General features: G+C 45.4%; 18 protein-coding genes. 10 read left to right on the forward strand and 8 right to left on the reverse strand.

Translation table 11 applies throughout. The features are described 5' to 3' along the window. Positions 1 to 3: 3 nt before the first annotated feature. A complete protein-coding gene (locus tag QUA20_RS13050) occupies positions 4 to 492 on the reverse strand; it encodes a type IV pilin-like G/H family protein (RefSeq protein WP_333189235.1) in 489 nt (162 codons plus the stop codon). Positions 493 to 529: 37 nt separating this feature from the next. Continuing rightward, a complete protein-coding gene (mtnA, locus tag QUA20_RS13055) occupies positions 530 to 1591 on the reverse strand; it encodes an S-methyl-5-thioribose-1-phosphate isomerase (protein ID WP_172190508.1) in 1062 nt (353 codons plus the stop codon). Positions 1592 to 2109: 518 nt separating this feature from the next. Here mtnA and QUA20_RS13060 point away from each other — a divergent pair. Continuing rightward, positions 2110 to 8016: an SdrD B-like domain-containing protein gene (locus tag QUA20_RS13060; protein WP_333189236.1), complete on the forward strand. Its 5907-nt coding sequence runs from the start codon at positions 2110 to 2112 to the stop codon at positions 8014 to 8016. A 193-nt stretch (positions 8017 to 8209) separates the two neighbouring features. Here QUA20_RS13060 and QUA20_RS13065 read toward each other — a convergent pair whose 3' ends face one another. Next, positions 8210 to 8785, reverse strand: coding sequence for a TIGR04376 family protein (locus QUA20_RS13065; protein WP_172190506.1), 576 nt, complete (start codon positions 8783 to 8785; stop codon positions 8210 to 8212). Positions 8786 to 8926: 141 nt separating this feature from the next. Continuing rightward, a complete protein-coding gene (locus tag QUA20_RS13070; protein WP_333189237.1) occupies positions 8927 to 10153 on the reverse strand; it encodes a hypothetical protein in 1227 nt (408 codons plus the stop codon). An 859-nt stretch (positions 10154 to 11012) separates the two neighbouring features. Between QUA20_RS13070 and QUA20_RS13075 the strand changes: the two genes are divergently transcribed. Then, positions 11013 to 13124 (forward strand): ATP-binding domain-containing protein, encoded by a 2112-nt coding sequence (locus QUA20_RS13075; RefSeq protein WP_333189238.1) that lies wholly within the window; start codon positions 11013 to 11015, stop codon positions 13122 to 13124. 68 nt (positions 13125 to 13192) lie between these two features. Then, entirely contained in the window at positions 13193 to 13852 is a 660-nt protein-coding gene (locus tag QUA20_RS13080) for a DUF2290 domain-containing protein (protein WP_333189239.1), read from the forward strand. 176 nt (positions 13853 to 14028) lie between these two features. On the opposite strand, the gene QUA20_RS13085 is transcribed toward QUA20_RS13080, so the two are convergent. Continuing rightward, the gene (locus tag QUA20_RS13085) at positions 14029 to 15951 is read right to left on the reverse strand and encodes an ABC-F family ATP-binding cassette domain-containing protein (RefSeq protein WP_333189240.1); all 1923 of its coding nucleotides are present in this window, start codon (positions 15949 to 15951) and stop codon (positions 14029 to 14031) included. Positions 15952 to 16235: 284 nt separating this feature from the next. Between QUA20_RS13085 and QUA20_RS13090 the strand changes: the two genes are divergently transcribed. From QUA20_RS13090 to QUA20_RS13115, 6 genes are all read left to right on the forward strand, one after another. Then, entirely contained in the window at positions 16236 to 18134 is a 1899-nt protein-coding gene (locus QUA20_RS13090) for a M48 family metalloprotease (protein ID WP_333189241.1), read from the forward strand. A gap of 30 nt (positions 18135 to 18164) precedes the next feature. After that, positions 18165 to 18431, forward strand: coding sequence for a nucleotidyltransferase domain-containing protein (locus QUA20_RS13095; RefSeq protein ID WP_333189242.1), 267 nt, complete (start codon positions 18165 to 18167; stop codon positions 18429 to 18431). A gap of 291 nt (positions 18432 to 18722) precedes the next feature. Continuing rightward, the gene (locus tag QUA20_RS13100; protein ID WP_333189243.1) at positions 18723 to 19349 is read left to right on the forward strand and encodes a TMEM175 family protein; all 627 of its coding nucleotides are present in this window, start codon (positions 18723 to 18725) and stop codon (positions 19347 to 19349) included. Between the two features lie 76 nt (positions 19350 to 19425). Then, positions 19426 to 19914, forward strand: a complete 489-nt coding sequence (locus tag QUA20_RS13105; protein WP_333189244.1) for a cupin domain-containing protein — start codon at positions 19426 to 19428, stop codon at positions 19912 to 19914. Positions 19915 to 20056: 142 nt separating this feature from the next. Next, the gene (locus tag QUA20_RS13110) at positions 20057 to 20248 is read left to right on the forward strand and encodes a nucleotidyltransferase domain-containing protein (RefSeq protein ID WP_333189245.1); all 192 of its coding nucleotides are present in this window, start codon (positions 20057 to 20059) and stop codon (positions 20246 to 20248) included. A gap of 353 nt (positions 20249 to 20601) precedes the next feature. Continuing rightward, positions 20602 to 21651: a Fe(3+) ABC transporter substrate-binding protein gene (locus QUA20_RS13115; protein WP_333189246.1), complete on the forward strand. Its 1050-nt coding sequence runs from the start codon at positions 20602 to 20604 to the stop codon at positions 21649 to 21651. Positions 21652 to 21716: 65 nt separating this feature from the next. Here QUA20_RS13115 and QUA20_RS13120 read toward each other — a convergent pair whose 3' ends face one another. Together QUA20_RS13120 and QUA20_RS13125 are read right to left on the reverse strand one after the other, a co-directional pair. Next, positions 21717 to 22238, reverse strand: a complete 522-nt coding sequence (locus QUA20_RS13120) for a pentapeptide repeat-containing protein (protein WP_333189247.1) — start codon at positions 22236 to 22238, stop codon at positions 21717 to 21719. A gap of 22 nt (positions 22239 to 22260) precedes the next feature. Beyond that, on the reverse strand, positions 22261 to 23982 hold the full coding sequence (locus tag QUA20_RS13125; RefSeq protein ID WP_333189248.1) for an iron ABC transporter permease: 1722 nt from the start codon (positions 23980 to 23982) through the stop codon (positions 22261 to 22263). A 126-nt stretch (positions 23983 to 24108) separates the two neighbouring features. Between QUA20_RS13125 and QUA20_RS13130 the strand changes: the two genes are divergently transcribed. Further along, positions 24109 to 25197 (forward strand): ABC transporter ATP-binding protein, encoded by a 1089-nt coding sequence (locus QUA20_RS13130; RefSeq protein ID WP_333189249.1) that lies wholly within the window; start codon positions 24109 to 24111, stop codon positions 25195 to 25197. A gap of 89 nt (positions 25198 to 25286) precedes the next feature. Here QUA20_RS13130 and QUA20_RS13135 read toward each other — a convergent pair. Further along, positions 25287 to 25745, reverse strand: a 459-nt coding sequence (locus QUA20_RS13135) for an element excision factor XisI family protein (RefSeq protein ID WP_333189250.1), incomplete at its 5' end; no start/stop codon positions are given.

Below are 25745 nucleotides of genomic sequence, written 5' to 3' on the forward strand. Positions count from 1 at the left end.
AATTTATTGAGCAAGTTTTGCTGTACCAGCAGCGCATTCTAAAACCCCTTTGGTATTAGTTGGATTAGGTGGTTTAGTCTTGCCAGGAGCAGCATTTACACACAAGATTGTTTTGGTCTTGTTTCCCACCAAAAAGACTCCCCCCACAAAACTTTTGAGATTAGCTTGCTTCGATACTCCGTAGTTAAATACAGCACCTTTTTTCACCATGCCAATCGAGTAGCTGTAATTGGCTGAGTTAGGTTTAACTTGGAGACCCATATAAACCAATAGATTGGACACAGAACTTGTAAAGCCTGCTTTTTCAGCATAGTAAACTTGCTGAGCTTTATTCATCGAACCCACAAATTTTTTGGCTTGTGATTCCTTAGCTTTAAGCGTTTGTGACACTTGAGCTTCCGAGACAGGACTGAAAACAACTGGCAGAGTTAGAGCTGCGATCGCAACTTTTATCTGCCAGTTGCTGCTGCTATAAATCCTGCTTAATTTCACAGAAACCAGGTGGAATGAGCAGTTGAGAAACATATAATTAAACTAATTGTTTTGCCTGAAACTGTTTCAACGCCCCAGGAGCAACCGTGCCGTGTTCTGTGATTATTCCCGATATTAATTCCGCCGGAGTTACGTCAAAAGCGGGATTGTAAAATTCTACTCCCACAGGACAAATTCGGGTAGTTCCAACTTGATACATTTCAACTGGATCGCGTTGTTCAATGGGGATTTTGCTGCCGTCGGAAAGTTCAAAATCAATTGTTGACAGAGGAGCAGCGACAAAAAACGGGACGTTGTGAGCTTTGGCAACAATTGCTAAACTGTAAGTGCCAATTTTATTGGCAGCGTCGCCATTAGCAGCGATTCTATCTGCACCGACAACTACTGCATGAATCATGCCGAGTTTCATGCAGTGAGCGGCCATATTGTCGGCTATTAATGTCACGGGAATTCCTTCTTGTACGCATTCCCAAGTGGTTAGTTTGGCACCTTGGAGACGGGGCCGAGTTTCGTCTGCAAAAACTCTTCCGAGTCTTCCTTCTCGCCAAGCAGAACGAAATACACCTAAAGCAGTTCCGTAGCCGGCTGTTGCTAATGCACCTGCATTGCAGTGAGTTAGTAAGTTCAATTTTTCGGGTGTAGCTGGCAGAACTTCTAAACCTTTGTCGCCGATATCTTTACAAGTTTGCAAATCTTCTGCTTGAATGGTTTTGGCCATTTCTAACAAAGTTTTTTGCACTTGTTCGACAGAACCGCTAGTTTTCTCGGCTGTTTTTAGCATTCGCGATATTGCCCAAAACAAATTAACCGCAGTGGGACGAGTCGATCGCAATAAGTCCCCAACTTCTTCTAGTTTAGCGAGAAATTCGGTGCGATCGCCCGTTTCGATTTCCCTCGCACCCAAATACATCCCGTAAGCTGCTGCTACCCCGATCGCCGGAGCACCTCGGACTATCATAGTTTTAATCGCCTCAGCCATATCTTCGCAGCGGCTAATTTCAACTACACCGTATTCTTGGGGGAGTCGGTTTTGGTCAATTAGCACAACTCGGTCTTCTTTCCAAGTGACGGGGGAAACGGGGGAGTTTTGAGCGGTCATCGATTTCAATTATGTGAGGGACAAGTTTCTATGATGCCATGTTAGCGGCTATTCCTCTATGTTATGAGAGACATGCTGGATTTGCCAAAATCCCATTCCTGCGGTTTGAGATTTGAGATTGAAGAATTGCTGGATACTTACCACTCTTTCGGTTTGGAATTTGCGTAGAGTGGGATTCTTGTTCACAAAAGTGTACTTAGTAAAAAACATAACATTAAGTTGTGTAAATTATGTTGATGTTTTTTGAAAGATTTCCGGAATCGGGAACAAGCTAGTTGTACCAGCGGTCTGGTTTTTTTAAGTTGAGAATGAAAAAGTGCGAGAAAGCAAATTTCCAGCTCCAACAAATTTACAATAATCACAAAAATAGATGATTGTAAAACTTTGTCTGTGCAACTTTTACTGAGTTGAAGGCGGGTTTTGTGGTAGCCGTATTTGTGGTGGATTGAAGTAGGGCATATCATTGCACGGAAACAACGTTTTGAAAACCTAATTAGGTGCCTGGGGGAACAGTAATTATGAAAAACATACAAATAGTCTTCGTAGATTCAGCAGTTGAAGATTGGCAAAGTCTGGCGGTCGGTGTTAAAGCGGGGATAGATGTAATTTTAGTCGATCGGGCGCGCGACGGCATCGAACAAATTGCCGAAGCATTGCAGAGCCGCAAAGGTATAGAAAGCGTTCACATTATTTCTCACGGGGACTCGGGAAGTTTGCAGCTAGGGCAAACTAGCCTGAATTCCGACAATTTAGAAACATATAGCGGCTGTTTGAAACGGTGGTTTTCGTCATCTGTCAACTCAATTCAAAATCGATTTGAAATTCTGCTATACGGATGTAACGTAGCAGCAGGTAAAAAAGGAGAAGCGTTTGTACAAAAGCTGAGCAAGTTAACAAAAGCTAATATTGCTGCTTCAGCAGATATGACCGGGAGTGCCCAAAAAGGCGGAAACTGGGTACTTGAATACGCTACTGGAGCGATTAAAACAGGATTGGCGATCGAGCCAGAAGTAATGGCAGCCTATGGACACACATTGGCTACTTTTATTGTCAGTAATACCGCTGACGCTGGGCCGGGTTCGCTGCGACAAGCGATTACGGATGCGAATGCCACTGCCGCACCACCACACAATATTAACTTTGCCATTCCCGGTGCAGGCGTGCAGACGATCGCGCCCCTGAGTTCCTTACCACCCATTACCGCGGCCGTAACCATTGACGGTTTCAGCCAACCAGGGGCGACTTCGGGCAACTTACTAATTGAGCTAAGTGGAGCCAGTGCCGGGCCTGGAATCAACGGCATACTAATCATAGGCAGCAACAGCACCGTCCAAGGACTAGCGATCAATCGCTTCACCAACTCCGGGATCTTCATCGCCGGCAACACTTCCACGGGAAATGTAGTGCGGGGCAACTACATAGGTACCAATCCAGCAGGGACTGCTGCCTTGCCCAACGTCAGTGGCGTGGTGGTTGACAATGCACCGGGCAACACGATCGGCGGAAGTACAGCAGACGATCGCAACATCATTTCTGGCAACAGTCTTTTCGGCGTATGGCTCAATAACACCGGTGCAGCAAATAACATCGTGCGAGGCAACTACATCGGTACGAACCCCGCAGGTACTGGTGCATTAGCAAACGGGGGTACTGGCATACAGGTTCAAGGTGCGCCCAACAACACGATTGGCGGGACAAACGCCGGCGATCGCAACTTGATTTCTGGCAATGGCAGCGCTGGCGTATTTATCGATGCTGCCACAGCCACAGGCAACACTGTGCTGGGCAACTTCATCGGCACCGACATCAACGGTACCGCAGACTTGGGCAACGTCGGTTTTGGCGTGATGGTACAGAATGCCTCCAACAACACGATCGGCGGAAATACCGCAGGTGCGCGCAATATCATTTCGGGCAATAATGCTTTCGGTGTAGTCATTCAAAACGCCCCTGCTACCAGCAACGCTGCCACAGGCAACAGAGTCGTGGGCAACTTCATCGGCACCGATGTCAACGGCACCGCAGATTTGGGCAACACCTTGACTGGCGTGCTCGTACAGGATGCTTCCAGCAACACGATCGGCGGGACTGCTGCGGGCGATCGCAACATCATTTCCGGCAATGACGGTTTCGGCGTCCAAATTCTCAACGCCAATGCCACTCTCAACTCTGTACTCGGCAACTACATCGGCACCAACGCCGCCGGCACTGCTGCCTTGCCAAATATTATTGGCGTCGTTGTAGACAATGCACCCAGCAACACGATCGGCGGTAGTGCCGCAGGCGCTGGCAATATCATTTCCGGCAACAGCAGCCCCAGCGCAGGTTTAGGCGTGCAGATTACAGGCGCCTCTGCAACAGGCAACACTTTGCGGGGCAATTTCATCGGCGTCGCAGCCAACGGTACTAGCCCCTTAGGCAATAGCTCGATCGGAGTACAGATTACCGCTGCGGCAACTAATAATGCGATCGGCGGTACAGCAGCAGGTGAAGGAAATATCATCGCCAACAATGGCAATATCGGCGTAGCTGTTGCATCCGGCACCGGCAACAGCATCCAAAACAACTCGATCTTCGCCAATGCCGGCATCGGCATCGACCTCGGCAACAACGGCATCACCGCCAACGATGCGGGCGATGCCGACACCGGTGCAAACAACTTCCTAAACACCCCGGTACTCACTACCGCTACCGCCAGTGCTGGCAGCGTCACCGTCGCGGGAACTTACAACAGCACCTCCAATACCAACTTCACCCTGCAATTTTTTGCTAACACCCCCCCCGGCACCCAAGGTCAAACCTTCATCGCTTCTGTCCCGGTAACTACTGACGCCGCCGGCAACGCTGCTTTCAATCAAACTTTCCCAGCAGCCGTCACCGCAGGCCAATTAATCACCGCCACAGCAACAGACGCCGCCGGCAACACCTCGGAATTTTCGGCACAGCCTGTTCCCGTTGTCGTACCGCTGAGCACCATCACCGGGATTAAATTTAACGACATTGACGGCAACGGTACTCAAACTGCCGGAGAACTTGGCGTCCCCGGAGTTACAGTTTTTCTCGACACAAACGGTGACGGCATCCTCGGTGCCGGCGAAACTTCCGCAACTACCGGCGCCAACGGTGACTTTACTTTCCCCAACTTGGCCGCAGGTACTTACAGCGTCCGGGAAGTTGTACCGGCTAACAGCCAGCTAACAACTCCCAACCCGGTTGCAGTAACGCTGGCAGGAGGTCAAACTACTCCTGCTACAGTTAATTTTGGCAACCAAGCAATACCCACCGTACTGGGCAGCATCACCGGGATTAAATTTAACGACACCGACGGCAACGGTACTCAAGCAGCCGGAGAACTTGGTGTCCCCGGAGTTACAATTTTCCTCGACACCAACAACGACGGCCTTCTAGATACAGGTGAAACTTCGACAACCAGCGATGCCAACGGTGACTTTACTTTTCCCAACTTGGCTGCAGGTACTTACAGCGTCCGGGAAGTTTTGCCGGCAAACAGTCAGCCAACAACTCCCAACCCGGTTTCGGTGACGCTGGCAGCAGGTCAAACTACTCCTACTACAGTTAATTTTGGCAACCAAGCAATACCCGTACCGCTGGGCAGCATCACCGGGATTAAATTTAACGACACCGACGGCAACGGCACTCAAGCTGCCGGAGAACTTGGCGTCCCCGGAGTTACAGTTTTCCTTGACACTGACGGTAACGGCATCCTCGGTGCCGGCGAAACTTCCGCAACTACCGCCGCTGACGGCAGCTTTACTTTCCCCAACTTGCCAGCAGGCACTTACAGCGTCCGGGAAGTTGTACCGGCTGGAAGCCAAACAACTACGGTTAACCCGGTTGCAGTGACGCTGGCTGCTGGTCAAACTACTCCTGCTACAGTTAATTTTGGCAACCAAGCAATACCCACCGTACTGGGCAGCATCACCGGGATTAAATTTAACGACACCGACGGCAACGGTACTCAAGCAGCCGGAGAACTTGGTGTCCCCGGAGTTACAATTTTCCTCGACACCAACAACGACGGCCTTCTAGATACAGGTGAAACTTCGACAACCAGCGATGCCAACGGTGACTTTACTTTTCCCAACTTGGCTGCAGGTACTTACAGCGTCCGGGAAGTTTTGCCGGCAAACAGTCAGCCAACAACTCCCAACCCGGTTTCGGTGACGCTGGCAGCAGGTCAAACTACTCCTACTACAGTTAATTTTGGCAACCAAGCAATACCCGTACCGCTGGGCAGCATCACCGGGATTAAATTTAACGACACCGACGGCAACGGCACTCAAGCTGCCGGAGAACTTGGCGTCCCCGGAGTTACGATTTTCCTCGACACCAACAACGACGGCCTTCTAGATACAGGTGAAACTTCCGTTACCACGGGTACTAATCCTAGTGGCAGTTTCACTTTCCCCAACTTGCCTGCAGGCACTTACAACGTCCGGGAAGTTGTACCGGCTGGAAGCCAAACAACTACGGCTAACCCGGTTGCCGTCACACTGACAGCAGGTCAAACTACTCCTGCTACAGTTAATTTTGGCAACCAAGCAATACCTATTCCAACTCCGACTCCGACTCCGCCTCCGACTCCGACTCCGCCTCCGACTCCGACTCCGACACCGCCTCCCACTCCGACTCCCACTCCCGTGCAACAAGGCAGCATCAGCGGTCTTAAATTCAACGACGGCAACGGCAACGGCACTCAGGAGTCGGAGGAAACCGGTCTTTCGGGATGGCAAATTTTCCTCGACGCTAACGGGAACAACTCTTTAGATTCGGGCGAAACTGCTGTTACCACTGACAGTTCTGGCAATTACAGCTTCAACAACCTCAACCCTGGCACTTACAACGTGCGGGAAGTGCAGCAGACTGGTTGGACGCAAACGACTACTAATCCCGCGCCGATTAATCTCGGTAGTGGCGAAACTCAATCGAACGTTAATTTCGGCAATTTCCAAAATATTAGCATCTCTGGCAGCAAGTTTAATGACCTGAATAACAATGGGGTTTTGGACACTCAAGAACCGCTATTGCCAAACTGGCAAATCTTCCTTGACGCTAACAGCAATAACTCTTTAGATGCTGGAGAAGTTAACACTTCAACTGATAGTTTGGGTAGCTACAGTTTCGCTAATTTAGGCCCGGGAACTTATCAAGTTCGGGAAGTCAATCAACCGGGTTGGACGCAAACTACTGCCAATCCTGCTGATATTATTGCTGTCAGCGGCACTAATGTTAGCAATATTAACTTTGGCAATTCCTTCGCCCAAGTGCAACCGCCACCGCAAGAAGGACAAGATGCTGAGTGCATTTGTGAACAAATTGTTTTGCCCAGCATTGGCAGTGTTCGCGGCCCGAGTTCTGTCACTAATAGCCGCAACGGTACTAACGGCAACGACACTATTCTCGCCACTAATAACGGTGACGAAATAAATGGTTTTGACGGTGATGATTTGTTGGCAGGGTTGCGGGGCAATGATAATGTTTACGGCGGACTTAACAGTGCTTTCCCGGTTGGCCCAGATATAGACAGGGACTTGGTGTTTGGCAATGAGGGTAATGATTACCTAAATGGGGTTGCTGGAGATGATTTAATCTTTGCGGGCAAGAACGACGATGTTGTTTACGGCGGTAAAGATGACGACATTATTTTTGGCGACCAAGAGAGCGATACTTTAATTGGCGACCAGGGTAACGATATTATCTACGGGGGAACTATTAACCCGTTCGACCCGGATTTGACTGGCAATGATTTGGTCTTCGGTTTGGCGGGCGATGACTTCCTCAGCGGGGAGAAAAATCAAGATACGATCGCAGGCGGTGATGGTGATGATACAGTGCGTGCCGGCAAGGGCGATGACTTAGTTTTCGGCCAATTGGGCAGCAATCTTCTATTTGGCGATGAAGGCAGTGATACTCTCTGCGGTGGCGAGGGGGAAGATACAGTGTACGGGGATATTGGTAGTCCTCTTCCCATTGGTTCTGCTGGCGGAAAAGACCAAATATGCGGCGGTTTGGGAAACGATTTGCTGTTTGGCAATGAAGGTCAGGATACCGTTAACGGGGAGACTGGGAACGATACTCTTTACGGCGGTAAGGATGAGGATAGTTTGCTTGGCAGTGCTGGGGACGATTTCTTGTTTGGAGATCAAGGGAATGATACTCTGATTGGAGGTACCGGGAACGATCGATTTATGTTGGGCATTGACCTCGGCAGCGAGACTATTGTTGACTTTCAATACGGTCTCGATTCGATCGGCTTAATGGGTGGTCTGAATTTCTCGCAACTGAGCATTGTTGCGGAAAATAGTTCTACTCTGATCCGAGTTACTGGTTCCGGTCAACTTTTGGCAACTCTCAACAATGTGCCTGCAAGCGTGATTACTGCCACAGATTTTGCTCTCTTGTAGTGCGATCGAGCTAATTAATTAGGAAAGAATATTGTAGGGACGATTGATTAATTGTCCCTACAATTTTAGGATGGTATTTATATTAAGTATCAGCGATCGCAACACCTGGGAGTCGGGAGGGTTTACGAATACTTGCACTGGGAATTAGAGTTTTGGGTAAACTCGTCCCTAAAGGATTCGGATGCTTTCGGAACTATCGGCCTATATTGCGCTTCATGCGATCGAGTTCTTCGTCTGCTTCCCAGCGTTGAAACTTTTCTTCTAAAGGATCTGCCGCATTAAAACTGTTATAATTTGAACTCTGATTCCAACCCTTTGTATCCCAATTCTGCTCTGTTTTAGTGGTAGTGCGAGTTGCAGCTTCTGCTGCTTTTGCTCGGACTTCTTTGCGACGCAATTGAATTTGGCGGTACAGTTCTTTGGCTTTTTCAATCCGTTCTTTGCAGCCTTGCATTTGCCCCCAGCGCTGATTTCCCTGACGCAGCAAAGCAGCTTGCCGTTCTTGGGCAGCTTGAGCTAAATCGAGCCTTTGAGCCGCTTTAGCTTTGTTGATTCGATCGTTCCAGCGCTGAATTTCTTGGGCGGCGGAGAGAATTTCTGATTGCAGCTTTTTCTCTTGTTTCTGGATATCGAGAATCAGTCGCAGAGTGTCTTCTTCTTGTTCCTTCAGTTGTTCTTCTATTGCCTGCAATTCCAGATGTGGATTGCTGCGCAAAAATTCTTCTAATCGGGTTTCTAGAAAGCGGCTGAAATCGTCAAATAAGCCCATTTTTTTAAATAACTTTGAGTTTTGAGTTTTGCATTTTGCATGAATTATTTCGGGCAATCCAAAAGTTTTGCGTTTTGAATTTTGGCTGTGAATTACTCAACTTCTTTAACTCAAAACTCAAAACTCAAAACTCAAAATCATTTAAAATTTCTGCCCGACAAAAACCGATCGCACATCTCCTCCCTTGCGGATAACAGCTTCTTGATTTTTGATTTCTGCCAGGGTCCAACCGCTAGCGCCAATGCTTTCGCCCACATAAATTCTGCGGGCTACACCGTCTACTTCAAACAAAGCTGCCGATCGGTCGCCCAACTCCAAAATCCCTACCAGCGTGTGCGCGGAAGTCGGCGCGCTGCTGACGGCCGGTGCGGATTGCTCGGGCGCGGGCGCGGATTGCTGGGCTGCTGGCGCTGGTGCCGGTTCGGTTTCGCGAGCCAAAATCTTCGGCTGGGGAGACTCCGAGGAGGAAGGGGAAGCGGCGAGGGGACTTCGAGTGCCGGCGGCGGCGATCGCGCGACCGGAGGCTGGAGCCGCCGGCGATGGGGAAACTGCGGCGGTTTGAGGAGCAGCCGGAGCAGCCGGAGCAGCAGCTACCGGAGCAGCCGGAGCCACAGTCACCTGAGCGGGGGGAGGGATGACTACGATTTGGGGTGCAGGTGCTCCCGGCTGCGCGCCGGCTTGTTCTAGGGCCTCAGCGATGCGGTTGACTGCTGTCGAAAGACCTGCGGTTGCCGGCGGCGCGCCGGAAATTTGAATGCTCGGCAGCGTCCCTGGGGTGGCAACTCCGGGAACTCCTGCAAGTTGCGGGTTGGGCTGGGGTGCTTTTTTTTGTTCGATCGCTTCTAGCGAGCGCTGCACGTATTCCACAAACGGGGTGTCTGGTGCTGTTTTGCCACTTGCTACCGGCCTCTCTGGTGCGGGGGCGGCGGGCAAGCGCACCAGTCCCGACCTGCTTGCGAGCCACAAGCCCATGACTAGCAGCAGCGACCCAAATGCTGCTCCGAGCAGGATTCTGTCGAATGATTGTTTGGACTGCTGTTTTTTGGCTGTTTCTAGGGCGACTTGGCGGGCGATCGCTTCTACGTCTTTTTCGGCTCGCTGCGGCTGGGGCGCCAACGGCGACAAAACTATTTGAGGTACCGAGATCGACTTGAGCGCCACGAATTCTGGCGCTACCGGCTCGGCTGGCAGTCCGCCACTGCCGTCGAATGCTCGATCGACTCCTTCAAACAGTTCGTCCATCAACCGATCGGCGTAGGACTCTACTGCCACTGCTTCGGGTGGCACTGTTTCCACCGTCGCCATCACGGCGATCGGATCTGACCCTGATTCCAAAGACATCTGTTTGGCGATTACTTTTTGAGGCATAGTTTTCTGTTTGCTCCCGCTCCTCGACAACCCTGAGATTCTCAACTTCAGACTTCTACAGGATACTTGTGATGTTGACCAATTCTTGGCTCAGAACAGGTCAATTGTATCTCACTCATCACCATATTTTTAGTTTTGGGCGAACTTATCTTTGCCCGATCGACTTTTGTTTTACCTGTTTTGGGCCTTTTCGCCCCTGTTTTCTGCTGCCAGTCTTATTTGCTTACCCTTGCTTTTAGTGCATATTCTACTGCTTTTGTCAACCCCACCCTCCGGGGCTTCGGAGTTTTTGACACACAGCTTTACTTGAGGCGATCACAAAAAAAGCGGGTTTTTTGCCGCTGTTTCCGATCGCCTTGCAGCTTACACAAGGATTTCAGACTTTTAACCGTCTTAAGTTTGTTGGTCAGTTTGCTTGACAGTAATAACAAGCTGCCGACTTTATAACTTTAATAGTACCATAGCTTCATTACAATTAGGTAATAAATTGTCAAACGTTGCAAAATCGTCGGCTAAATAAGAATTATTCCTAATATTTTTTTTACATTTTTTTACCAAATTATTTGTAATATGAAAATAAGAAAAATTCTCAAGCTTAAACATAACTTTAACTTATAATTGGGAGCGGGCGCTCAAATTTTTGCATAAAATAGCAAACTCTAAATTTGCCTGATTCAGCGCAGCAAGAAAATTGTCATTGCTGGAGCTTGGCAGAGGATAAAAGCTGAGGGGAATATCCAGCGAAACTTGTGCAGCATCCCAACGGCGAGTTCCGGCTTTCGCATTAAAAATACAGGTTGGACGATCGATCCGAATTGAGCGATAATAAAGGTACATACATTAGGTGAGGCAACATCTCATGGTTAACGTTATCCGAGGCGATGTAGATAAACCAGAGTCATCTAGAAGGCTAGCTGAGTTCTTCGAGCAAAGAATCGATATCGATGGCAGCTTATATCTAGGATACCCAATAATCGGAACCTCTCAGGGGGGCTATCAGATTGATGCTCTTTTGGTATCCAGAGAGCAGGGTGTTGTTATTTTTCACATTGTGGAAGGAACTGATATCAGCCAAAACATAGAAGAAGAACAAGATGAGAGCATAAATAAAATTCAATCTAAACTACTTCAACATAAATCTCTCACGAATAAAAGAGAATTAATGGTAAAACTTGGTGTGGTAACATATGCACCAGCTTGCCCTTCTAAACCAGAGGGTTTAGACGATGAATATCCGGTCATAATTAGGGATTCAGAACTTACAAACTACTTGAAAAAACAAGAGTGGCTATCGAATGATTATTTTGAAGAACTTAACTCAGTCATACAAGCTATGACTTCCATAAGAAAAAGAAATCAGCGCAGCTATGTTAAGCAAGAAAACTCCAGGGGAGCAAAGCTCTATAAACTAGAAGAATCCATAGCCAACTTAGACAGAAATCAAAGTGCAGCAGTAATTGAAACAGTCGAAGGTGTACAGAGAATAAGAGGTCTGGCTGGTTCGGGTAAAACCATAGTTCTCGCCCTTAAAACTGCATATCTACACGCAAAACATCCCGATTGGGATATTGCCGTAACTTTTAATACCCGTTCGTTGAAAGGTCAGTTTAAGAAGCTTATTAATGCTTTTACTATTGAGCAGATAAGTGAAGAGCCTGACTGGGGAAAAGTCAAAATAATTCATGCTTGGGGAAGTCCTTCAATAGAAGGAATTTATTATGAATTTTGTAAAAGACATAATATTGAATATCGAGATTTAAATGACGCAAAAAAAATGACGACTAACTACGGTCAAGAGTTTGATAAGATTTGTGAAGAAGCTCTTGCTAAAGTTAAAAGTTTTGAGCAGTATTATGATGCTATACTAATTGATGAAGCCCAGGATTTTTCTCAACATTTTCTGCGACTTTGTTATGAAATTTTGAAAGAACCAAAAAGAATAGTTTATGCTTATGATGAGCTTCAAAATCTGAATAAAAAGACAATGGAATCGCCGGAAGTCATCTTTGGCAAAGATGCTAATGGAAAACCACGAGTTAAACTTCTAAACAAACCAGGAGAACCGAAACAAGACATTATTCTAGAAAAATGCTACAGAAATTCTCGTCCAATCCTAACTTCTGCACACGCTTTAGGTTTTGGTATATATAGAGAACAAGGATTAATTCAGATGTTTGAATATGCTGGATTATGGAGAGATATTGGTTATCAAGTAGAGGCAGGAAATCTGGAAGATGGCCAATTTGTTAAGCTTTCTAGAAATAATGATACCAGTCCCACGTTCCTAGAATCTCATTCACCTTTTGAAGACTTAATTATATTAAAAGATTTTGAGAGTAACAAAACACAAATTGAATGGTTAATCGATCAAATAGAGGAAAATCTTAAGAAAGATGAATTAAAGTATGACGATATAATGGTTATCCACTCTAATCCCCTTACAACTAGAAATGCTTTTGGATACCCTAGAAATTTACTATTTAAAAAGGGTATTAACTCTCATCTTGCTGGAGTAACAACTTCACAAGATGATTTTTTTAGGGAAGGAATGATAACTTTTACAAGTATCAATAGAGCCAAAGGAAATGAAGCTGCAATGATATATTTTATCGACGCTCAAGAATGCTTTTCAGGTTCAGATATTGCCAGAAAAAGAAATATCTTATTTACTGCGATGACCAGAAGCAAAGCTTGGCTAAGAGTATTAGGTTATGGTGACGATATGAAAGGTTTGGAAGAGGAATTTAATAAAATTAAGGATAAAGGCTTTGTGCTTGAATTTACTTATCCTACAGAAGAAGAACGCAAGGAAATGAATCTTATTAATAGAGAGATAAACCCAAAAAAACATGGTAGCGTTTCAAGCCTACAAGACCTGCTTCAAGCTATTAAAAAAGGTGAAATTGAAATCCCGAAAGAAGAGTTAGAAAATTTAGTAAATGAACTAAAAGACAAGCTTGGAGAATCTTGAACATACTCAGCAACTAATCTAAAACTCTTGTCCTGCATAAAGTAAAATCTAATTTATGAATAAGTTTAATGACTAGCCCTCAAGAAATTTGCCAAGAAATCGAGGAAATTACTGGAAAATTAATATCAATAGGCTTATCGGTTAAACAAAATTTTCCTTCATGTACACCGACTGGTAAAGGTAGTTATAAAATCGCATATTCCAAAATGCAGGATCTCTCAATAGTATTGAAAAATGTTGATTACAAAGAAATGTATGAGGAATTAGATAGAAATGACAACTATAATGTCAAAATGATTGATGGTGCGTTAATCCAGTTGATGTATACTTATGAAAATTTTAGTTTAATTTCACATAGATTAGCCTTTTTTCCATCACCCTTTTTGGAAGACTTTCAGAACGATCCGGAGATTTATGAAAATGACCAACTATATGCAGACATAATAGCAAAAAATATATTGCCAGTACCAATTAGATTTGATTACGATCCAGACAACCATCAGGAATTAGATCACCCGAAATCCCATCTAACTTTGGGACAATTCAAAAATTGTAGAATACCTGTTTGTTCTCCCATAGCACCCAGTACATTCATATCTTTTATTGTTCGTAGTTTTTACAACACCGCATTTAAAAAATTCACAGCTCAACTTACATTTTCCAGTAAGCTTTTTGATAAAACTATAACTTCCGGAGAAAAAAAGATATTGCACATAGCTATTGAATGACCAAAGAAATTAGCATACTTAACTTTAAGTAAGTGGGTACAAATAAACATCACGTGGGGAGGGCTGGTTTTGCCACAGTAAACTCGATTCTAGTTTAGAAGCTACGCTAAACCAAGCCCTACAAGACCCTACAATATATTATTGTTTTTTCGTGATGTTCTACAGCACAACCCAAATTAACCAACCCGTTCCGCCAATTCCAACCAGCGCTCAGTCGCATGATCGATCTGCTGCGTCAACTGAGCCAAACGATCGGATAACTTCTTCACCTCCGCAAACCCGCTCGGAGCATTGTTAGACAACCTCTTCTCAATCTCTTGTTTCTCAGCTTCCATCTGCGGAATTTGACTTTCTAATTGTTCGTATTCCCGCTTATCATTGAAGGAAACTTTGGTAGATTTTTGAGTTGAACTTTGGGATTTTGAATTGTTAGATTCAGCGATGCGTGTATTTTTTTCTTTTTCTTTTTGTCCTTTGATTTCCTTGGCTTCTTCCGCTTTCTTGTAATCTAAATACACCGAATAATTGCCGGGATACAAACGCAAATTCCCGCCCGGTTCCAAGGCGAAAACCATGTCGATCGTGCGATCGAGAAAATAGCGATCGTGGGACACCACAATCACGCAGCCGTTAAAATCTTCGAGATAATCCTCCAAAACCGCCAAAGTCTGCACGTCTAGGTCGTTTGTCGGTTCGTCCAAAATCAGCACGTTGGGCGCACTCATCAGCACTTTCAACAGAAATAACCGGCGCTTTTCCCCGCCCGAAAGTTTGCTAATTGGTGAATACTGTTGGTTCGGTGGAAACAGAAACTTCTCCAACATTTGAGAAGCGGTAATGATTTCCCCGTCCGCCGTTTGCACCAACTCGGCCACACTTTTCAAGTATTCAATAACTCGCTGGTCTTCATTCGGCGTCAAATCCTCTGAATGCTGGTCAAAATAACCGATATGAATGGTTGTCCCAATTTCGACAGTACCCGAATCCGGCTGAATGCGTCCGGTGATGATATCCATCAGCGTCGATTTTCCGGCACCGTTGCTACCAATAATTCCAATCCGGTCTTCGGGAGTGAAATTGTAGGTAAAATCTTTAATTAAAGTGCGATCGCCGTAAGCTTTATTGATATGCAGTAACTCAATCACCTTCTTACCAATCCGGCGGCCCGCTGTCGCAATCTCGACTTTGCCGTTGGCTGTTTTGAATTCCTCTGCTCGCATATCTTTAATGCGATCGATCCGGGCTTTTTGCTTGGTACTGCGCGCCTTCGGCCCCTTCTTCAGCCATTCCAACTCGCGCCGCAATACTCCCGAGAATTTGCGCTGAGTGCTGGCGGCCGATTCTTCAGCTAAGGCTTTTTTCTCCAAGTAATAAGCGTAATTGCCAGCATAATTGTAAAGGTCGCCGCGATCGATCTCCAGGATGCGATTGGTAACGCGATCGAGAAAATAGCGATCGTGCGTAATCAGCAGCAAAGCACCGCGATAGCCGTTCAAATAGTTCTGCAACCACTCCACAGACAGCGCATCCAAGTGGTTTGTCGGTTCATCCATCAGCAACACATCGGGCTCGGACAACAAGGCTGTTGCTAAGGCAATTCGCTTGCGGTAGCCGCCGGACAAATCGGCAATTTTCGCATCAAAATCCTCAATCCCCAACTTGGTCAAAATCAATTTCGCCTTGGTTTCCAAGTCCCACGCATCCACCTCATCAATGCGTTCAGACACTGCAGACAGACGGGCCATCAACTTGTCTGTATCGCCTTTGCCGTGGGACAGTTGATCGGAAATTTCCTCGTATTCGCGCACTAAAGCCATTTGTTCGCCACTGTCGGCAAATACTTGCTCTAAGACAGTGTGATTTTCGTCTAAATCCGGCTGTTGGGGGAGATAGACAATTGTAGACCCTGGATTGACCCAGCGATCGCCAGAGTCGATCGACTCCATACCGGCAATCATTTTCAGCAGGGTTGATTTCCCGGAACCGTTGGTGCCGATGAGTCCGACTTTATCGCCTTCATCGAGGCTGAAGCTGGCATCTGTCAAGAGTTCCTTGATGCCGAAGTCTTTTTTGATCGATCGCAGAGTAAAAATAGTCATCAGTATAGAAAGTCATTTACCTGACTTAGTTTAACTTAGTTCGATCGAGTCCGGCTGCATGGATATGGTCTATCGTTCCGATGAAACTTCTTCAAGACAAGGGCGAACTCGATTTTATGAGGATATAAACTTTGATAAATGTTAAGAACAAGTAGGGAATACGGAGACTATTCTCAACCTTACTTTTGTGAGATAGTTTTTGTGAGATAGTAAAGTAAGAAAAGCTTGACATACCTCAGCAATATTCAGTAAATTAATCATATCCTTCAAAAAATCGCATCCTTATGGCAATCACCCAGGGACAGTTTGATGCCTTAGTAGGAAAGCTGGAAGACTTCTCGAAAAGGAATCCAGGGAATTACCGCTTGCGAGTTGCCTTATTTGCCACATTAGGATACGCCTATATCTTTCTGGTACTTGGCGGGCTATTGGCACTAATCGGGCTAGTAGTCCTATTTATGGTTTATAGTCAGCGTATCAATGCTTACATTATCAAGTTAGCTATTTTGTTGCTGGTTCCAGCATGGGTGATTGTGCGATCGCTGTGGGTAACTTTCCCACCTCCCCAAGGTTTGAAAGTCAATCGTCGTCAAGTTCCTCACTTATTCGCCCTAGTTGATGAATTAACAACTAAACTTCAAGCTCCCCGATTCCATAACATCGTGTTGAATCAGGATTTCAACGCAGGAGTCGTTCAAATTCCACGGTTGGGTATCTTTGGTTGGCAGCAAAACTATTTACTTTTGGGACTTCCCTTGATGCAGTCGTTGTCTGTGGAACAACTTAAAGCAGTTCTGGCACACGAGTTAGGGCATCTCTCTGGCAACCATTCCCGCTTTGCAGCATGGATTTATCGAATGCGCAAAACCTGGATGCAGATTTATGAACGATTGCATCAAAGCGATCGGGAGGGGGCAGCAGTTTTGTTTAATCGCTTTCTGGACTGGTATTGGCCTGCTTTTAATGCTTACTCTTTTATCCTGGCGCGGATGAATGAGTACGAAGCAGATCGCTGTGCTGCTCAACTCGCTGGAGCAAAAACTGCGGCTGAGGCTCTCATTAACATAGAAGTAAAAGGTCGTTTTCTGGAAAGTTCTTTCTGGACAGATATTCATAAGCAAGTGGAAAATCAGATCGAGCCACCAGACAATGTTTACTCCTCGATGTTGACCGTGTTGCATAGTCCGATCGCTGAAGAGAAGAACAAGCAGTGGCTAGAGCAGGCTCTTGCACAAAAGACAAATAATGCAGACACTCATCCCTGCCTTAGCGATCGACTAAAATCGCTGGGTTATTCGACGGCTAAGGCACAAAATCTATGTAAGCCAGCGACGATACAAATCAGTGCAGCAGAACATCTTCTGGGAACAGCATTACAACAGTTCGCTACCCAGTTCAATCGGGAGTGGAAAGAAGCAGTATCCACACCTTGGCGACAACGCTATGCCTACCTAAAGAAAACTCAGGACGAACTTCAAGCTTTAGAGCAAAAATCACAAATACAGACACTTACCGAACAAGAAGTATGGCAACGAGCCTATTACGCCTTGGAATTGCGAGGTGATGAAGCAGCGCTTCCCTTGTTGCAAGATCTGTTAAAAAATTATCCATATCATGCAGAAGCAAACTACACTATTGGGCAAATTTTGTTACAAAAGGCTGAGAATGCAGGTATTGCTTACATTGAAAAAGCCATAGTGAAAAGGATGGATTGGGTCATAGACGGTTGCGACTTAGTTTACAGTTTCTTACGGAAACAAGGTCAAACAGAAGAAGCAGAGAGATATCGCGATCGAGCCGATCAACATTATCAGCTTCTGCTAAAAGGTCAAGAGGAAAGATCGAAAGTGTTCGATTGCGATATATTTAAACCTCACACTTTAGAAGAATCAGAGGTAAATGAATTGAAGCAGCAGCTAGCTGATTATTCGCAGGTTAAAGAAGCTTATCTGGTAGAGAAAGTTGTCACGTATTTTCCCGAAAAGCGCTTCATTGTTTTAGGAATTGTTCGTAAACGAGGTTGGATTGAAAGTGAAGATGCGGATCGAAAGTTAATTGACCTGCTCGCTACCAATGTGCAGTTTCCTACTCAAGCCTATATCATCTCTTTCAGTGGCAGCGGTACTGGTAAACTCAAGAAAAAGATTTGTCAGATCGATCGCTCTTTACTTTTTAGATGTTAGTGCTATGAGTAAGGAGGCTGAATAAAAACCGTGATCGCCCTACCAATTGACCAAATCAACAAATTCTGCCAACAGTGGCAAATCATCGAACTCTCCCTCTTTGGTTCGATCCTTCGTGACGACTTTCATGCAGACAGCGACATCAATATCCTAGTTGCTTTTGCCCCCACAGCCAACAGGGGTCTACTCGATCGCGCCCAAATGCAGGAAGAACTTGAAGCACTGCTAAGTAGACGAGTCGATCTAATCAGTAAACGGGCGATCGATCGCAGTTCCAACTGGATTCGCCGTAAATAAATTCTCTCTACTGCTCAAACTATTTATGTCCAATAACTGCGATCGCGCTTCCATAATCGATCGCTCTTTTTATTTCAACAACGGCTTCTCCCGTTTTACCCGTTGCGCGATCGGGTATTGATAAGAAGTCGTGCCGATCGACTGCTTAAACAGATCGGCGAAAAGTCCGTTAAGGTTATCTGTTTTCAGCCGAGATTAGGCAAGCAAAATCGTTAGCTTGGTTGGTAAGTGCCAGCGATCGGCGATCGGAGTATAACACATCACTGGAACCGACCTTATGCTAAGTTATTGTTGGAATTAGAAGCGATCGGCAGCGCAAGCAGAAAAAGAGGATGTACAAAAATGGGTAAAGGTAGGTTAGAAGCGTTCAGCGATGGTGTAATCGCCATTCTCATCACCATTATGGTGCTGGAATTGAAAGTGCCCCATGAACCTGATTTAGCTGCGCTGCGTCCGCTAGTTCCAGTTTTTCTGAGCTATGTACTCAGTTTTATTTATCTTGGTATCTACTGGAACAACCACCATCACTTGTTACAGGCGGCTCGGCACGTCAATGGTAATGTGTTGTGGGCTAATTTGCATCTGCTGTTCTGGTTGTCACTCATTCCCTTTGTCACTGCCTGGACAGGCGAGAACCACTTCGCGGCCTGGCCAGTTGCGCTTTATGGCACAGTCCTGTTGTTGGCTGCGATCGCTTACTTCATTCTTACTCGTGTCCTTATTTCTTACCACGGTAAAGATTCCACTCTGGCAATTGCACTTGGGCGAGACTTTAAGGGGAAGGTATCAGTAGTGATTTATGCCGTAGCAATCCTGCTTTCCTTTGTGAACTCGTTGTTTGCTTTCATGCTGTATGTTTTAGTTGCGATCGTGTGGCTTATCCCCGATCGGCGTATTGAGAAAACTCTGAATTCGTGAAGAATGTTCCAGGAGGAAAAGCCATCGCCAGCCAGCTAACACTTTGCTTTACCAATTACCAATTAACAATTAACAAATGACAATTCATCAAAACGGACTTTTTGTTGAACCCGGTCAAGGTAGTTCTTACTACCTTGGTCAAGACCTCTATACCTTCAAGGCAGTTGGTGAAGAGACAGGTCAAGCCTATGCGCTTTGTGAAGTAATTGTTGCACCTCAAGGCGGTTCCCCGCCCCATCGGCACCACCTAGAAGATGAATCATTTTATGTTCAAGACGGAGAAATTGAATTCCAGCTTGACGATCGTACTTTCGTGGCGACGGCTGGAACATTCCTTCATTCACCGAAAGGGCAGCTTCACCGATTTACAAATACGACCGCTACACCGGCTACAATGCTGGTTTGGGTAACTCCTGCTGGCTTTGAGAAATTCATTGCCGAAGTTGGAAAGGCAGTGAATGGTCAGATTACCCTTGGAGCATCCTTGACTCCTGAAGACCTGGACAAAATTCTTACCGCTGCTCCCAAATACGGTATCGAAATCGTACCTCCACCATCCGAGTAGCGAGGGTGCGATTTCTTACCGTAAAAAAACAACAACGCAAAGAAGTAAAGAGATAGCTCATAAGCAGTCCAACTTGACTCTACGAATGCTGCTTGAGCAAGATGCTCAAGCAAACTATTTGGTCAATAAGTAAGGAGGCTGAATGAAAACCGCGATCGCCCTGCCAATTGACCAAATCATCAAATTTTGCCAACATTGGCAAATCATCGAACTCTCTTTCTTTGGTTCTGTCCTTCGGGACGACTTTCATGCAGACAGCGACATCGATATCCTAGTTACCTTAGTTCTGACAGCCAATTGGAGTTTACTCGATCGCGCTCAAATGCAGGAATAACTCAAAGCAATCCTCAGCAGACAAATTGTACTCCCATTCTGCTCATGGTAATACCAACATCATTGCAAACAACCGTTCTGCTACCTAGTCAGCAAAAATCTTTGTCATTAATACATTCCAGGACGCATCAAGACCTTCATAAGCGAATTTTTTACCGAATCTGCTGGCTACAACAAAGTCTTTTGGTCAAAAAACCAGGTTTCTGACCACCCGGGCTTCAGCCCTAAAATCGTTACGATCTCGATCAGCAAATAAGAATCACTTGCATTAATATAGTAGAGCAATGACTGTAGATGGCTGTGGATGCACCATCCTGTCAATTACCAGATGAAAAAATCTATCATTATAAAACAATGAGCATTTCTCGGCGTATTTTTCTTGCCAGCGGTACAGCAATGGCTGTCGTGGCACTGGGGGAACTAAGCAAAACAGCCCCAGTCACAGCCCAAACGGGCACCCTCAACCTTTATTCAGCACGTCACTACGACACTGATAATCAGTTGTACCAAAGCTTCACGAAAAAAACTGGGATCAAAGTTAACCTCGTTGAGGCGGACGCTGACCAACTAATTGAACGGATTAAAAGTGAAGGTGCAAATAGCCCTGCTGATGTTTTCATCACCGTTGATGGTGGGCGTTTGTGGCGGGCGAAACAAGCAGGTATCCTGCAACCTGTTTCTTCAACAGTCCTGACATCCGCAATTCCAGCGAGTTTGCGAGATCCTCAAGGTTTCTGGTTTGGTCTATCGCGCAGGGCACGGGTGATTGTTTATAACAAAAGCAAGGTGAACCCTGCCCAATTGTCAACCTATGAAGCGCTGACAGAACCTCGGTGGAAAGGTAAAGTTTTAGTGCGATCGTCCACTAATATCTATAATCAGTCTCTTGTTGGAGCCATGTTAGCGACTCATGGAGCTCAAAAAACAGAAGCTTGGGCGCGAGGATTGGTGGCTAATTTTGCACGTCCTCCAGAAGGAAATGATACGGCGCAAATCAAGGCTGTTGCTGATGGGGTAGGCGATATTGCCCTGGTTAATACCTATTATGTAGCCCGCTTAATGAAATCGAAAGATCCAGCAGAACAAGTGATCGCGGCGAAAGTAGGTGTATTTTTCCCCAACCAGCGCGATCGCGGTACTCACGTCAATATTTGTGGTGCCGGTGTAGTCAAAACCTCCCGTAACAAAGCAGGCGCGACCAAATTCTTGGAACACCTAGCCAGTCGCGAAGCGCAACAAATTTTTGCTAGGGGTAATTACGAATACCCTGTGATTTCAGGTGTGGCGATCGATCCTGCAGTTGCCAGTTTTGGTACATTCAAATCTGACCCTCTCAACCCTGATGTGTTTGGGAAAAATAACCCCGACGCTTTAAAGATTGCCGATCGCGCAGGATGGAAATAGAGCCTTTTTGAACAAGAAGCTACTCTTTGTGATTCGGCGGTTTCAACCGCCGAATCCAATCAACTTTAATTTTTAATTTTACCATCCGGCATTATTGCCCCTTTCAGGTTTGTCCCTTTCAGGTTTGCCCCTGTCAAATCAGCACTATTTAAGTCAGTTTCACTTAAATCGGCATTACTAAGATTGGCATTATTCAGTTTTGCCCCTCGCAAAAAAGCCCCTTTAAGATTTGCATTACTCAAATCAGCCTGTGTGAGATCGGCGGCAGATAAACCTGCTTTTTCCAGAGAAGCACCTTTTAAATTTGCACCTTTGAGATTGACGCTATCGAGTAAGGCTTCATTAAGTTTGATATTTTCTAGGACTGCACCTTCCAACTTAGCACCATTGAGATTAGCGCTTGTTAAATCAATGTTGCTTAACTTAGCGGCAGTCAGGTCGCATTCTGGACATTGCTTAGTTTTTTGTAATGTTTCGAGGGGGCTTGCAACCTGTTTTTGGCATCCCAAGGTGACAAAAATAGTAAGTAGTAAGAAGGAGATTGTGCCAGTAGTGCGGGTAAACATTGCTAAGTTTTTATTAATCATCTTGATTTTCAAAGGAATAATGTCAACTGTTAACTGTTAACTCTGTTGAAGACTTGCGCGATCGCGCAATTTTCCAGCTTAATAAAATAACCGGTAACATCCCCACTAAAACAATTGCCAATGCTGGGCCGGAAGCTTCAGCTAATCGCTCATCTGAGGCAAGTTGATAAGTTCGCACAGCCAAAGTATCAAAGTTAAAAGGTCTAATAATTATAGTAGCAGGTAACTCTTTCATCACATCAACGAATACTAACATCATAGCAGTTAATAAACCTCCCGTCATCATTGGTGTATGAACTGTAACTAAAGTTTGCATCGGAGTATAACCCAAACTTCTCGCCGCATCATCTAAATTAGGCTTGATTTTGCTCAAACTGGACTCCACAGCATTTAAGGAAACAGCTAGGAAGCGAACTATATAGGCAAATACCAAAGCTGCGATCGTACCGCTTAACAACAAGCCTGTAGAAATCCCCAAGTTTTGACGCATCCAACTATCAAATAAATTGTCAATTTTACCAATGGGAACCATAATCCCCACTGCAATGACAGAACCAGGTACAGCATAGCCCATTGCCGCAACTCTAGTGCCTAACTGCACTCCTAAATTAGGATATAACCGTAAGCCATAAGCCATAATCAAGGCAATAACTACGGCTAAAATTGCTGTCAGTGTTGCCAAAATTAAACTATGACGGGCAAATATCCAAAAGCGTTCATCTAAGGTTACTTGCCAATTCGCTAATGTCAACTTGACTAAAAGACCTGCTGGCAATAAAAAACCGAAGAATAGCGGAATCAAACAAGCCATTACCGCTAAAACTTCCCTGATTCCTTTAAGTTGATAAGTTTGCAGTTGGCGATAGCGACTGCTAGCTTGATAATATTTAGTGCGACTGCGCGACCAGCGTTCTAGCAAGATTAAACCTAAAACAAATAATAATAGCAGGGCAGCTAATTGATTTGCTGCAATTCGTTCTCCCATGCCAAACCAAGTCCGATAAATACCTGTGGTGAATGTATCAACTCCAAAATACTGAACAGTACCATAATCGTTGAGAGTTTCCATCAAAGCCAGTGCTAAACCTGCAACAATTGCGGGTCTTGCCATTGGTAAGGCAACTGTAATAAAACTCCGCCAAGGACTACAGCCCAGTATTCTACTAGCTTCAAGCGTACAAGTCGATTGCTCCAAAAAAGCCACTCTTGTTAATAGGTAGACGTAGGGATATAAAACTAAGATTAGCATTAAGATTGCTCCCGGGAGCGATCGCACGTTAGGAAACCAATAGTCTCCATAACTCCAGCCAAAAATATAACGCAAAGCAGTTTGAACTGGGCCTGAAAATTCTAAAAAGTCTGTATAAATATAAGCTAACACATAAGCTGGGGCCGCTAAGGGTAACAGTAATGCCCATTCAAATAAGCGACTGGCCCGAAAGCGACACATTGTTACTAGCCAGGCACATCCTACGCCGATCGCGACAACACCACAGCCGACACCGATCGTTAACAATAAAGAGTTGAGGATATAACGGGTTAAAACTGTATCGGTTAAATGTTGCCATGTATCTTTAGCTTCAAAAAAGATACTGGATAAGACACTGATCACTGGTATGGCGATCGGCAATGCTAAAGCGATAACCGCAATTGTCCACCCACTAGCGGATAAACCGCGTAAGGTCGATCGCCATTCGATTGTCCTGATTGCTATTTTTTGTAGTGATTGTTGGGAATTTTTCATCGCTAGTAAAATGTCTAGCTAGCCACCTTATCATTAGGTGTAAACATTTGTCAAGTCTTTATGACAATTTATCTCACTAAAGTGGTTTATTGTAGAATAGTAAGTTGTTGATTATTTATAGTAATAATGGCTCGACCTATAATTCTGCATTTAGATAGTGTAACAAAACAGTATTCCCAAGCAGCATCACCTGCGGTGGCATCTGTCACCCTGACATTACATCAAGGAGATATACTGGGGTTGTTGGGGCCATCCGGTTGTGGAAAAACAACGTTGCTGCGGTTAATTGCTGGTTTTGAACACCTACAAGCAGGGGCGATCGCTTTAGCAGGAAAAACTGTAGCGAGTGTTAATATGTCAGTGCCGCCTGAACAGCGAGACATTGGTATGGTGTTTCAGGACTATGCACTTTTCCCCCATTTGACAGTCGCGAAAAATGTAGCTTTTGGCTTAACGCATCAAGGAAAAGAGTCAAAGCATAATATTCAGAAAGGTGTCGCAGAAGCATTAGCGTTGGTGGGATTAGAAGGATTGGAAAACCGTTATCCCCATGAATTATCCGGGGGTCAGCAACAGCGAGTAGCCCTGGCCCGTGCTTTAGCCCCTAGACCTGCAATTATTTTACTAGATGAACCGTTGAGTAATTTAGATGTACAAGTACGGTTAAGATTGCGTCAGGAAGTCCGCGAGATTCTCAAAGCAACGGGAACCTCTGGTGTATTTGTCACCCACGATCGCGAAGAAGCACTTTCTATTTCTGATTGGGTAGCGGTGATGCGTCAAGGTCAAGTAGAACAGTTTGGCACTCCAGAGGAAGTTTATCAAGAACCAGCTTCTCGATTTGTGGCTGAGTTTGTGACGCAAGCTAATTTTGTGTCTGCATCGCTGAAGCAGGATTTTTGGGAAACAGAAGTAGGTTGTTTTGCTGTTAAACGAGATTCATCTTCACAAGTTCCCTGTGATGTTTCTACTCAAGGAGAATTGATGATCCGGCAGGAAGACTTGAGTTTATACTTAGATGAAGATTCGCCTGTTGTGATTTGCGATCGCCAATTTTTAGGCAGAGAAAATCGTTATTGTTTAAAAACACCTTCTGGCGAAAAGTTATATGCACTCACAACCACAGGAAATGTTTTTCCCATTGGTTCTAAAGTTCGGTTATCTTGTGGTGAGAATTCTCCCTTAGCTTTCTTTGTCGGTAAGCCTAAGCCATAGCTAATGGCTAATTGCTAATTGCTAATTGGGAAAAAATCCTCCCCTTCTTCCCATCTCCCAGTCTCCCCCTCTTCCTTCTTCCCTCTTCCTTATACTGTCTGATAGGTTTTCTGTCTATCGCTGTTGTCAGGGAAGGGGGTAGTCACGATATCGTCTGCTTTTATACCCGCTGCAATCAGCGCTTGGCTTAGACCTTCCTCGAAGTTATCTTCTTCAATTACAACTTGATTATCGACTAAACGAGCATGAAACAGAATCGTGTCAATCCAGCGCTGTTTATCCCAGCCTGTAGCCAGAATCAGAAAGTGACCCGAATCGACATCACAGACGGGGTAAAGCTGGATCGCCTGTAAACGGGGTTGGGCGCGAGTTGCTTCTTGCAGGGTTTTTTTGAGGATGTCTGCATAGCTTAGTGAGTTATCCATTGGAGAATCGCCTCTTGATTTGGTTCGTAAACTAAATACTTCGATAACAATACTCCGGACAGTTTTTAAATAGGGATGCTTACGCAATAAAGCACAGAAGCGAAAAAACTGAGTGCTATCTGA

Origin of the sequence: Microcoleus sp. Pol7_A1 (assembly GCF_036701085.1) — a bacterium.
GTDB classification, from domain to species: Bacteria; Cyanobacteriota; Cyanobacteriia; order Cyanobacteriales; family Microcoleaceae; genus Microcoleus; species Microcoleus asticus.

Bases quoted from the DNA above. Each gene is read 5' to 3' on its own strand.
- QUA20_RS13080 (WP_333189239.1), top strand. From the start codon at position 13,193: ATGACTAGCCCTCAAGAAATTTGCCAAGAAATCGAGGAAATTACTGGA.
- QUA20_RS13085 (WP_333189240.1), bottom strand. From the start codon at position 15,951: ATGACTATTTTTACTCTGCGATCGATCAAAAAAGACTTCGGCATCAAG.
- QUA20_RS13115 (WP_333189246.1), top strand. From the start codon at position 20,602: ATGAGCATTTCTCGGCGTATTTTTCTTGCCAGCGGTACAGCAATGGCT.
- QUA20_RS13070 (WP_333189237.1), bottom strand. From the start codon at position 10,153: ATGCCTCAAAAAGTAATCGCCAAACAGATGTCTTTGGAATCAGGGTCA.
- QUA20_RS13090 (WP_333189241.1), top strand. From the start codon at position 16,236: ATGGCAATCACCCAGGGACAGTTTGATGCCTTAGTAGGAAAGCTGGAA.
- QUA20_RS13110 (WP_333189245.1), top strand. From the start codon at position 20,057: ATGAAAACCGCGATCGCCCTGCCAATTGACCAAATCATCAAATTTTGC.
- QUA20_RS13060 (WP_333189236.1), top strand. From the start codon at position 2,110: ATGAAAAACATACAAATAGTCTTCGTAGATTCAGCAGTTGAAGATTGG.
- mtnA (WP_172190508.1), bottom strand. From the start codon at position 1,591: ATGACCGCTCAAAACTCCCCCGTTTCCCCCGTCACTTGGAAAGAAGAC.
- QUA20_RS13125 (WP_333189248.1), bottom strand. From the start codon at position 23,982: ATGAAAAATTCCCAACAATCACTACAAAAAATAGCAATCAGGACAATC.
- QUA20_RS13065 (WP_172190506.1), bottom strand. From the start codon at position 8,785: ATGGGCTTATTTGACGATTTCAGCCGCTTTCTAGAAACCCGATTAGAA.
- QUA20_RS13120 (WP_333189247.1), bottom strand. From the start codon at position 22,238: ATGATTAATAAAAACTTAGCAATGTTTACCCGCACTACTGGCACAATC.
- QUA20_RS13075 (WP_333189238.1), top strand. From the start codon at position 11,013: ATGGTTAACGTTATCCGAGGCGATGTAGATAAACCAGAGTCATCTAGA.
- QUA20_RS13130 (WP_333189249.1), top strand. From the start codon at position 24,109: ATGGCTCGACCTATAATTCTGCATTTAGATAGTGTAACAAAACAGTAT.
- QUA20_RS13105 (WP_333189244.1), top strand. From the start codon at position 19,426: ATGACAATTCATCAAAACGGACTTTTTGTTGAACCCGGTCAAGGTAGT.